The organism is Sporomusa malonica, from assembly GCF_900176355.1.
GTDB classification, from domain to species: domain Bacteria; phylum Bacillota; class Negativicutes; order Sporomusales; family Sporomusaceae; genus Sporomusa; species Sporomusa malonica.
In genome coordinates this window covers 1-12,199 of record NZ_FWXI01000029.1, presented here as the reverse complement: position 1 = coordinate 12,199, position 12,199 = coordinate 1, and the positions used below count along the sequence as shown (strand labels likewise).

The 12,199-nt window shown below is 44.9% G+C and carries 6 protein-coding genes; all 6 read left to right on the top strand.

Annotated elements, in window-relative coordinates; all coding sequences use genetic code 11:
- Positions 1–21: 21 nt before the first annotated feature.
- Positions 22–1,155, top strand: a complete 1,134-nt coding sequence (locus tag B9A22_RS22315) for an ABC transporter substrate-binding protein (RefSeq protein WP_084578159.1) — start codon at positions 22–24, stop codon at positions 1,153–1,155.
- 16 nt (positions 1,156–1,171) lie between these two features.
- Positions 1,172–2,950 (top strand): ATP-binding protein, encoded by a 1,779-nt coding sequence (locus B9A22_RS22310; RefSeq protein WP_084578158.1) that lies wholly within the window; start codon positions 1,172–1,174, stop codon positions 2,948–2,950.
- 3 nt (positions 2,951–2,953) lie between these two features.
- On the top strand, positions 2,954–3,322 hold the full coding sequence (locus B9A22_RS22305) for a VOC family protein (protein WP_084578157.1): 369 nt from the start codon (positions 2,954–2,956) through the stop codon (positions 3,320–3,322).
- A 395-nt stretch (positions 3,323–3,717) separates the two neighbouring features.
- Positions 3,718–4,302 (top strand): lipid-binding SYLF domain-containing protein, encoded by a 585-nt coding sequence (locus tag B9A22_RS22300; RefSeq protein WP_084578156.1) that lies wholly within the window; start codon positions 3,718–3,720, stop codon positions 4,300–4,302.
- 604 nt (positions 4,303–4,906) lie between these two features.
- Positions 4,907–6,610 carry a ShlB/FhaC/HecB family hemolysin secretion/activation protein gene (locus tag B9A22_RS22295; protein ID WP_084578155.1) on the top strand — a complete coding sequence of 568 codons (1,704 nt, stop codon included), beginning with the start codon at positions 4,907–4,909 and terminating at the stop codon, positions 6,608–6,610.
- 40 nt (positions 6,611–6,650) lie between these two features.
- The coding region (locus B9A22_RS22290) for a two-partner secretion domain-containing protein (protein ID WP_139796344.1) at positions 6,651–12,199 on the top strand (5,549 nt) is incomplete at its 3' end.

The following is a 12,199-nucleotide window of genomic DNA, read 5'->3' as shown; positions in this document are numbered from 1 at the left end:
ATTGTCGGACGGAGGGAGCCTATGTCAGCTGCCAAACAGTATCGGCTTATTGTTTTTGCAGTTTCTTTGATCATTGCCTTGTCAGCTCTCGGCTGCGCTAACCGTCAGCCGGTAAAGGTTGCTTTTGTCGCTGGGTTGACAGGCCGCCAGTCTGATATTGGCGTTGCCGGACGCAACGGCGCAGTATTGGCTGTTGAGGAAATGAATAAGGCTGGCGGTATTCTTGGTCGACCGGTTGAGCTTATTGTTAAAGACGATAAAAATGATCCTAATGTAGTCCGTGCGGTTGATGAGGAACTCGTCAGGGCTGAGGTAGAAATTATTATCGGGCATATGACAAGTGCTGCGGCCGTAGCGGCGCTGCCTGTAGTGGCTGATGGGAAGGCGCTTATCATTAGCCCTACGGCGCGTGCTGACATATTGAGCGGACGCGATGATTTATTTATCAGTGTTATGCCTCCGCTTAAGGTTTCGGCAGACCATCAGGCTATGTACGCAATAAACAAGCTTGGACTTAAGCAGATGGTAGTTGTTTATGATCTTTCTAATCCTGATTTTTCTCAGGCATGGGCGGACGCTTTTGCTGCTAAATATGAAGAAATGGGTGGTAAAGTTATAGCCAAGGTTGCTTTTACCTCAGGTAGTGGTGTACCCTATGAGCGTTTAACAAAAGATGTGGCTGCCTACCGGCCTGAAGGTGTACTGCTTGTGGCTAGTGCCGTGGACGCTGCTATGCTTAGCCAATGGATAAGAAAAAGCCAGCTAACTGTGCCACTGCTTTCCAGCAGTTGGGGCATGACGGCTGACTTCATATATCATGGTGGACAAGCTGTTGAAGGTGTTATTTTTAGCAGCCCGTTTATCCCCGATGATCGCGGTCAGGCATACAATCAGTTTGTGAGCAAGTATCAGGAGCGATTTGGCAGTCAGCCTAATTTTGCTGCCGCGTATGGCTATGAAGCGGCGCAAGTAGCACTGGCAGGCATGAAAAAGGCCGGTAATAATAAAGCACAAGCTGTTAAAAACGCGATCATTGCCCAAAGCCAGTTTCCGGGGATCAGGAGCGATATCGCCATTAATGCCACTGGCGATGCCAGCCGGGAATGTTGGATGGTTACTGTAAAAAACGGTCAGTTTGTCACATTGGATTATTAAAGTGAGCAGATGGCATATGAACAAGATTACAGGCAGCCTAAAGGGTATTATGACCATTAACTTTATAGTGGCAGTTGCGTTACCGATCTTTGTCATTAGCGTGATTACAATTACACTGTTGTCGCGGAGTATGGGTGAGCAAGTTATCAAATATAATACGCAACTGGCAAGCGACTTGGCAGCCGGTACCCAAGACTTCCTGATAACAGCTGATATGGTAATGGGGCAGACTGCCGTTATGATAGACACTGGGGGGCTTGACAGTCGTCAAGTTCAGCAGTATCTTGACGCTTTGGTTGCCAGTCATACCTATTTTGAAGCAATACATGTTTTGGATAATAATGGGCAGTCGGTCTTTGGCGCGCCGCATGACCCCAGCTATTCAACGCTTGATCTGTCACGACAGCCTTTTTTTCAAATCACCAAACAAACGGCTGAGACCCATTGGTCAACTACCTTTATCTCTCAGCATACTGGGCAGCCAACCCTAACGATAACACGGCCAACCAGGAATGGTATGATTGTGGGCTATATCAATTTGAGTAAACTCAACGAGATAACAGCAAAAGGTGATGTCAGCCAGCATAGCTGGGCTGCGATTCTTGATGTCGAAGGTACGTTTATCGGTCATTCAGACAGGGGGCAGGTTTATCAGCGCAATAATATCGGTGACCGGGAGTTTATCAAAACAGTGCTAGCCGGAAATCCGAATTCTGCACGCGTTCGGTATGGTCAAGACGACTATCTCATCACGGTAGCGATAGCTAAGCCGACAGGCTGGCCGGTTATAATCGCCCAACGAACCGATATTGCCTTTGCTCCGGTTACGCATACGCGAAATATCTTCCTGGTTGGTTCAATATTGGCATTGGGGCTGGCCGTGTTTATTGCCGTGCGCAATCTGAGAAAAATTTTTAAACCATTGGGTGAGTTTACCAGGAAAATGCAGCAAGTGGCAGCAGGCAACTACAACCTGCCGCTAGAATGTTATGAATATATCGAATTTAATACAATATCAGACCACTTCCGGACTATGGCTGATGCTGTTCGTCATCGTGAGGCCGAACTGCGGCGCAAGCAGGGGGAATTGGCTAACTACATGCGAACACTGGAGCGCAGCAATCAGGAGCTTGATCAATTTGCCTATGTAGTTTCCCATGACCTAAAGGCACCGCTTCGTGCCATTGCCAACTTGTCGCAGTGGCTGGAGGAAGACCTAGGGAGCGTCCTTGACCCCGAAATCCAGCATAAGCTGGAGCTTTTGCGGGGGCGGGTACAACGCATGGAAAACCTTATTGAAGGCATATTGGAATACTCGCGGATCGGCAGGATTAAATCAGATGCTGAGCTGGTTAATGTCGGCGAACTAATTGCCGAAGTCATTGAGGATTTGGCACCGCCGGAAGGGTTTCATATTTTGGTTGGACCAAACATGCCGGTGATTGATACGGAGCGGATTCGCCTTAAGCAGGTATTTGCAAATCTTGTCGGCAATGGCATAAAACATCATAACAGACCAGATGGCCAAGTGATCATTGGCGGGAAAGACGTAGGCCGTTTTTTTGAATTTAGCGTTGCTGATAACGGGCCTGGAATTGCCGCCAATTATCATCACAAGGTTTTTGAGATGTTTCAAACCCTAAAGCCGCGTGATACCCTGGAGAGTACCGGTGTCGGTCTGGCGCTCGTTAAGAAGATTGTGGAGAATCAGGGAGGATCGATTCGGATACTATCGTCCGAGGGTCAGGGGGCCAACTTTATCTTTACCTGGCCTAAAAAATTGAAGGAGGGATAGAATATGGTTGAGGTTGCCCACATTGGTGTGGTCGTTACAAATGCGGATAAATCTCTGAATTTTTATACCAGAGTATTAGGTTGCCAAGTTGAAGACACATACCAGGACGAACGTATTCGATTGGTATTTATTAAGTCAGGTCAGCAGACGATTGAGCTTATTCAATATAAAGAAGACCCCGCCGGGGCACGTGGTGCAGGCAGGGTTGACCATATTGCTTTTGCTGTGACTGACCTTGAGGTCGAGCTTGATAAACTCCGGCAGCATAACGTTACACTGCTCTTTGATCAGCCTAAGGTGGTTGGGAATAAAAAGATTATGTTTTTTGCAGGTCCGGACGGTGAGCGCTTGGAGTTTGTGCAAAAAATTTAACAGAACTCTGTCTTATCCTTTAAAGCTGATGCTTATCGCAATTATCGTTGCAACAGTCGCTGGAAAATGTGTTATCTATTTTTAAACGGCCTATGAGACCCTAACCGTTAGATAATATGGTTAGGGTCTTGTATTAAAACTGTGTATTGTGGATAAGTCTGCCCGTTCCCACTTATATTGCTAAATACAAATGAGGTGCCCACACTATGAGGAAGCAATGCCGCAATTCTTGTTGTTACAAAAATTGCGGTTTCTTTTCTGTTGCTGCTGACAAATAAACAAATTCGATAATCGATCAATGAATATTGCACTAAAATATAACTTGCAAACAAGAATTAATATAACTATTATTATATTAAATGGATTATTCTGTAAGAAGAAAAAGGAAGGTAAATATGCGTAAAATAATTATCTTCAGGGCGTGTATAATGCTTATGCTATTCGTGACATGTGTCACCTCTATAGTCAATGCGGCTAGTATTGGTGAGAAACGTCAATCTATCCGCGATATGGCTAATGAAACATTGGACAGGTTGTACAATGTAAATCCGGGAGCCAGGAACGCGATTGAGAATTCTGCGGGATATGCCGTATTCAGCAACCATGGGATTAAGCTCTTGGTACTTGGGAGCGGTCATGGCAAAGGGATAGCTGTCAATAATAACAGTAGCCGAGAAGTTTTTATGAAAAAAGCCGAAATTGGCATCGGGTTAGGTCTGGGAATAAAAGACTATAGCGAGATTTTTGTCTTTGAGACAGAAAAGGCCTTTGCACGTTTTGTCGATCAAGGATGGAGTTTCGGCGGGCAAGCTACTTTAGCTGCAACCGATGGTGTAAATGGCGGTGCTTTTCAGGGGGCTGTCTCTATTTGGCCTGGCGCTTGGCTGTACCAATTGACTGACAAAGGACTTGCTCTTGAAATTACCGGACAGGGAACCCGGTATTACAAGGATAATGACCTTAACAGCCGCTCACATTAGGCGAATATTTGCTAGATACGTGTATTTAACCAGGAGATTCATCTTGAAAACGAATATTGATTTTGGACGGATAACCTTTGGTTTCTGCCACTAAAAGGCTTTACTTGTAAGCCAAACAACTTCATTGCACAACAGGTTCCATAAAATCATATAGTTCGTTTACTAACCAGTATTCGCAACTACAAAGATATAATAATAGTGAAATCCGCCTTATTCCATAATCCTTGGAATAACGGCGGATTATTTGCTTTCATTATGACGCAGTCATTTTACGGTTTGATCCCGGAAAGGCCATATTTAAGTGGGATCGGAGCAAATTTTGTCCGAATTACTTTAATGAGAGGCATTCTCTTACAGGCAATCAAAAAATACAAGAAACTATAAATTTTACATAATTATTCCATTTTCAAAGGGAAAGATTGGATAGCAAAGAACTATATACATAAATGGCATATTGGGGTATATATATATCCTAACTTGAACCAGAAATTCTCGTTGGTGCGATTTCAGAATGAGAAAAAAATGTGTTGAAGTACCTTAGCTAGGAACCAATTGAGTATGATTTTTAGTTATATTTCATCTTTTAGAACAGGAGACATACTACATGCCACAGCATAAATCCAAATATTCACGATTAATTAAGACTTGTGCGCTTATTTTAATAATCTTATTTACTAACACGAATCTGACCTTGGCGGCGCCAACCTGGACAGACATTGAGGAACAAAATCGCAAAGCCCGTCAAGAAGAGCAGGAGCGCAGGCAGCGCGAACGAGGCCAGGATGTTTTCCTGCAGAAAGAAAAACAAGGCGCTGAAGTGGCAAAATTGCCTGACGAGACACCTAGCTTCACCATAAACACGATTATGATCCAAGGCGATGAATCTGGTCAATTTCCCTGGGTACATGACCTGGTAAACAAGTATCTAGGCCAAAAGATTGGTTGGCAAGGGATCAACATAATCGTCAAGACACTCACTAACGCGTGCATTGACCGTGGCTTTATAACCACACAGGTACTTATTCCGGAGCAAAACTTATCGACAGGTGTCCTTAGATTACAGTTAGTTCCCGGAATGATTAAAGATATTAAGCTTGCTGACCCTAAGCTGCGGGCAAATTGGCAGAGTGCCTTCCCGGCAAGGCCGGGCGATATACTCAATCTGCGTGATTTAGAGCAAGGCTTGGAGCAAATGAAACGCGTACCGTCACAAGATGCGGAGATGCAGCTTGTTCCGGGGGACAACCCTGGGGAATCTATCGTTTTGATTACAGTGAAACAGACAAAGCCGTGGAAACTAGTGCTGTCGTTGGACGACTCCGGAAGCGAAGCAACTGGTAAACTACAAGCTTCAGAGACCTTCTCTTTAGATAATTTGTTTGGCATTAATGATCTTTTTAATATCTCATATAACAGCGATGCTGAGAGGCACGGCTATAAGCTTGGCACCAGAGGAAACAGCTTTTACTATTCCGTTCCCCATGGGTATTGGACTTATACCTTGTCGGGCTATGAATATAAATACCATCAAACTGTGGAAAGCGATGCTACCTCATTCGTCTCCTCCGGGCGTTCTAACAATTTGGAACTTAAAGCAGAAAAGTTGATTTATCGCGATCAGACACAAAAAACCAGTGTATCATTTGGTGTAACAAAAGCACGCAGTAAATCGTTTATAGATGATACAGAGATCGAAATACAAAGACGAGAGACAACCGCTGCAGAACTTGCGTTCATCCACAAAAAATATAACGGACAAACTGTTATTGAATATACTGCAGCGTATAAGCGGGGAGTGCCCTGGTTTGGAGCCCAGGAAGATCCTGCCGCCAACGCAGACGATCAGCCAACAACTCACTATAACATCTGGACATTAGACACACGCCTTTCAACCCCTGTTACTCTCGGCAAGACTAAGGCCCGTTACAGCGCCATATTGTCTGGACAATATACCAAAGACATGCTGTACGCATCTGAATTTATGAGTATCGGTAACCGCTATACCGTACGCGGCTTCGATGGCGAGGAGACACTATCCGCCGAAAATGGCTGGTTTCTGCGTAATGAACTGAGTGTACCACTCCGGAATGCCGCTTTAGAATTTTACTTAGGGTTAGACATTGGACAAGTGAGCGGTGCATCGGTTGACCAGTCGATAGGAAGAACATTAGCTGGTTCGACCTTCGGACTACGCGGTAACCTGGAAGGAGCCCAGTACGATATGTACATCGGCAAACCTATCAAAAAACCGGCCGGAATGCAAACGTCAGTACCGATTTTAGGTTTCCAAGTGCTTTGTCAGATATAGGAGCAGATTGGCAACTGTGATTTCAAGGAGGAAGTCATATATGATTGGTTTTTCATCAAGGAAGAGTAAAATCAATAAGCTGGTTGTGTGGATTACGCTAGTATTATTTAGCTTGCAGCCGGTCTTGGTAACAGCACAAACGGTAGCTGATCCTAACGCACCAAAACAAAACCGTCCTACGATAGGCAGTGCCCCAGATGGTACTCCATTAGTGCAAATCACTGCGCCATCGGCGGCAGGTGTGTCTCGCAACCTCTATCAACAGTTTAATATCGACACTAAAGGTCTTATCTTAAACAACGCATTGGGCATATCTAAAACGCAGCTTGCTGGATATATACCTGGCAATCCTAACCTTACAGCCGGTTCAGCCCGGATCATTCTGAATGAAGTCACTGGGAATAACATCAGTAATTTACGTGGTTACCTAGAGGTAGCTGGCCAGAGAGCAGATGTTATTATTGCCAATCGCAATGGCATAATCGGTGATGGCTTTGGATTTATTAACACCGGTCGAGGCATGCTTACTACCGGTACGCCGGTATTCGGCGGTAATAGTAGCTTAGACTCTTTTCGAGTCACTGGTGGCCAAATAACCGTAAAAGGAGCTGGAATTGACGGAACGAGTGCCGACCGTGTGGATCTAATCAGTAGAGCCATAGCAGCGAATTCCGGTATCTGGGCGAAAGAACTTAACGTAGTTACCGGCAGTAACAACGTTGCCTACAACACCTTGAATACACAAAATGTTGCCGGCGACGGCAGCCAACCCCAGGTAGCCATTGACGTCGGCGCCTTGGGGGGCATGTACGCCAACAAAATTAAACTGGTAGGAACTGAACATGGCGTTGGTGTAAACAGCCAAGGTACCCTGTCTGCCAGTGGCAGCGACCTCATACTAACTAACGATGGCAAAATTACGCTTGCGGGCAATACCAACGCCAGCGGCAACGTAACGATACATGCTGCCGGTAATATAACCAACCAGGGAACAGTTTACGCTCAAGGCAACACGAGTGTCATCAATGCCGGTACCATCAGCAATACCGGTGTTATAGCGGCTGCTCAAAACACGGCTTTAGCTGCGCAAAACATATCCTCTGTAGGAACATTAGCCTCTGGTCTCAATAGCGACGGTACAATCCAAACGACAGGTGATCTCAGTATAATTGCAGCAGGCTTTGTAAGCGCCAAAGGTCAGACAATAGCCGGTGGCAACCTTTCTGTAACCGGGGCAACCATTGACCATAGTGGTGCAACTATCTATGTCGGAGGCACAGCCAACATAGCGGCAACAAGCGGCGATGCCGACCACACTGGGGCCGTGCTGCAGGTGGGTAATGCTCTAAATATAAGGGCGGCTGGTACAGTTAAAAACGATAAGAATGCGAATGGTGTTGCTGGCCAAATGACAGCAGGCAAAATAGCGATTATAGCAGATGACATCTCCAACAAAGGTGGCAGTATTTTGCAAACTGGATCAGAAGCGACCAGTCTAATAGCTGCAGATAGCATCGACAACACTGGCGGCAAGATTGCCACCAATGCTTCAGACCTCACCCTTAATGCAAATATGACAAGCAATATCCAAGGCCAAATTCAACACGCAGGTGCCGGCACGCTGACAGTACAAACGACCGGCGACCTAACAAACATTAATGGCAAGATAGTGAGCAACGGCCAAACTAGTTTTTTCGGCCGGAACATCGATAATACTCAAGGCAGTATAGTGGCGCAGAAACAAATTCATGTTACTGCAGATTCGATTTTAAATAACCAAGGCACGATGATTGGTGCTGATGCCATTAACATCACCGCTTCTGGTGTGATGAATAACCAGCAAGGCATTATCCAGGCGAGTAAAGGATTGGATGTCACCACCCAGTCATTGGATAATAGTGGTGGACAAGTTATCAACCTCGACGCAAGTGACACGAAAGTACATGTAACTGGCGATCTTCAAAACCAGTCCGGATTGCTTGGCGGTAATGGTAGTGTAACTGTTAAGGCACAAAACCTTACAAACCAGGGCGGTAAGGTCATCGCGAAAGATAACTTGATAATTACGAGTGAGCAAAGCACGGATAATACTGATGGTACTATTTCTGCTGGACAAGACATCAGTTTTAACGAGAGTAGAGGCAACTTAACCAACACTGGTGGGACCATCAATGCTGGCAGAGCGTTGATTATCCAGGCGGCAGCAGTAGATAATACCAGCGGTAATTTGGCAGCAAACCAAAATATTAACCTCAACGCAAAAAGTCTGAACGGTAATGGTCAGACCATTGCTGGGCAAGACCTAATTATTTCCTTAGATGGAAATCTAACAAACAGTACCGGTGGCCAACTTAAGGCTAATCGAGACGTAATCGTGAACGTGGCTGGTACTGTGACTAATCAAGGAAGTATTGCGGCTGTTAAAGATGCTAATTTAAGTGCGCACCATATTCTTAACAATACTGGTGCTACTACAGCGAGTGGGAACGCTTTAGCTATTTCCGCATCAGGCAATATAAATAATAATGGCAAAATGGATGCGAAAATCGTTAATATCAAGGGGGGGAATCTAAATAACACGGGGATAATGGTTGCAGATACGTTGACGGTGCAGTCCCAAACCATGACTAACAGTGGGCCGTCAGCTGCTATTAACAGTACAAATGAAATGAGTCTTGATGTGAATGGAAATTTGGCCAACCAAGGGACAATCTACGCCAAGGGTAATGCTACTATAAGTAATGTTAATATATTGACCAATTCTGGCGTACTTGCATCTGCCCAAAATACAACTATATCGGCTCAGGGCGTATCTTCTACTGGAGCTCTTGGTGCAGGAATTAAGAGCGATGGCAGCATTGGTACGTCCGGTAATCTAACTGTCTTAGGTAATGGTAGTGTTACTTCGAAAGGTCAAACACTAGCTGGCGGCGACCTAGTCATAACCGGCGCCTCCATCGATCAAAGCGGTGGTAAGACGTATGCTGGCGGAACAGCTAGTATTACCGCCAGAAGTGGTGATGTGAATCATACTAGTGCTGATTTACAAGTAAGAGCGCTAACTTTAACAACTACCGGAACCGTTAAGAATGATATGGGCCAAATTGTTGCAAATAAAATGGCTATTACGGCAAATTCCATAAGCAATAAGGGCGGTACCATTAATCAAACGGGATCAGATTCTACTAACTTGATTGCGTCAGACAACATCGATAACACCAGTGGTATGATTGCCAGCAATGGCGAGAATCTAACATTGCAGAGTGCTTCTATAACCAATAGTGGCGGTCAAATCCAACACGCAGGAACAGGTACATTGACGCTACAAGCTACAAACGATCTGAAAAATGTCAGCGGGATAATAGCGAGCAATGGACAGACCAACCTTGTTGCTCAGAGTTTTGATAATATGCAGGGTCGAATCGTTGCACAAAAACGGCTTAATGTTGCTTCTGATTCGCTTATAAACAATCAAGGTGAGATTATTGGCGCAGACGCTGTTACCCTCGCGGTGGGTAATGCCTTGGACAACCGCCAAGGTGTTATTCAGTCAGCTAAAGGATTAAAAGTGGCTGTTCAGTCATTGAATAATAGTGAGGGGCAAGTCATCAACCTTGACGCGAGTGATACAGAAATTAATGTGAGAGGGAACGTTCAAAACCAATCTGGCTTGATCGGTGGTAACGGGAATGTGGCAATCATAGCACAAAACCTTACGAATCAAGCTGGTCAGATTATCGCGAAAAATAACCTTACAATTAGTAGTAAACAAAGTACGGACAATACGCAGGGTACTATTTCAGCCGGACAAGACATTAATTTTACCGAAGAAGGAGCTAATTTAACTAATATTGATGGAACCATCAAAGCCGGAGGGGCGCTTAGTATCCAAGCGGCGGTAGTAAATAATAGCAGTGGCAATTTGGCAGCCAACAAAAATATTGACATCAATGCAAAAATCCTGGATGGCAATGGACAGACTATTGCCGGACAAGATCTAATTATTTCCTTAGATGGAAATCTAACAAACAGTACTGGTGGCCAACTTAAGGCTAATCGCGACGTAACCGTGAATGTGACTGGTACCGTGATCAATAAGGGAAGTATTATTGCTGTTAGAGATGCCAAGCTAAGTACGCACGATGTTACAAATACTGCCGGTGCCACTATGGCAAGCGGAAACAACTTGACAATTGTTGCATCAGGTAGTGTGAATAACAATGGCCGGATGGACTCAGATACTGTTGAGATTAAGGGTCAAAATCTCAATAACACTGGCACTTTAACGGCAGATACTTTGAAGGTGCAGTCCGAGAACATGACGAACAGTGGGACCGCAGCTGCCATCAACAGTACGGCAGATATGAATCTTCAAGTAAATGGCGTTTTAGTTAACCAAGGAACAATTTACGCCCAAGGTAATGCTACGATAGAGAATGTCGATACACTTACTAACACGGGTGTACTTGCCTCTGCCCAAAATACAACCGTATCGGCTCAGAATGTATCTTCAACAGGAGCTCTTGGAGCCGGAATTAAGAACGATGGCAGTGTTGGTATTGCCGGCAATTTAACGGTAGTGGCCAATGGGGTTGTTACGGCAAAAGGGCAAACGCTAGCAGGTGGCAATCTTACAATAGAAGGAGCCACCATCGAGCAAAGCGGCAGCAAATTATATGCCGGCGGTACCGCAAATATTATAGCCAAGAGTGGTGATGTAAATAACACCGGAGCCAATATGGAGGTGAATGGAGCCTTAGCTATAACTGCTGCCGGGAATCTAAAGAATGATGCGGACGCGCAGGGTAATGCGGGCCGTATTATTGCCGATAAAGTCTTTGTTACCGCAAATATCATTAGCAATAAGGGCGGCATTATAAAGCAAAAAGGGTCTGGGGCTTCTACCCTAAAAGCAACCAACAGTATTGATAATACAAATGGTACAATAGCAAGCAATGCCGAGGATCTAGCCTTACAGAGTGCGTCTATAACCAATAGTGGCGGTCAAATCCAACACGCAGGAACTGGGAAGCTGGACGTAACAACTAATGGAAATCTGACAAATGTTGGCGGGGCCATCGCAAGTAACGGACAGACTACTATTCAGAGTCAGACCATAAATAATACAAATGGGTCAGTCGTATCTCAGAAACAGCTAAATATAGAAGCCGCTTCGATTAATAATAACCAAGGGGCTCTTGCGGGTGATGCTGTCAACATTAATACTCAAGGGGCATTAACTAATAAACAGGGTTTAATCCAGGCCAGTAAAGGTTTGATGCTTAAAGCGCAGTCGCTTGATAACCAAGGCGGTAAAGTTCTAAGCCTCGACAATAGTGGCGCAACAGTTACTATTGCTCAAGCGATTGAAAATGCAGACGGTCTTATTGGTGGTAACGGTGATGTCAGCCTGACGGCTACCAGTCTATCTAATCACGGAGGTCAGTTCTTAGCCCAAGGGTCACTTACTGTTAACACTAGTCAGGGACTTAATAATACCGGTGGCAAATTAATGTCTCAACAGAATATGAATCTTAATCAAAGTAATTCTGCGTTGAATAATACTAACGGAACCATTAGTGCGAGTGG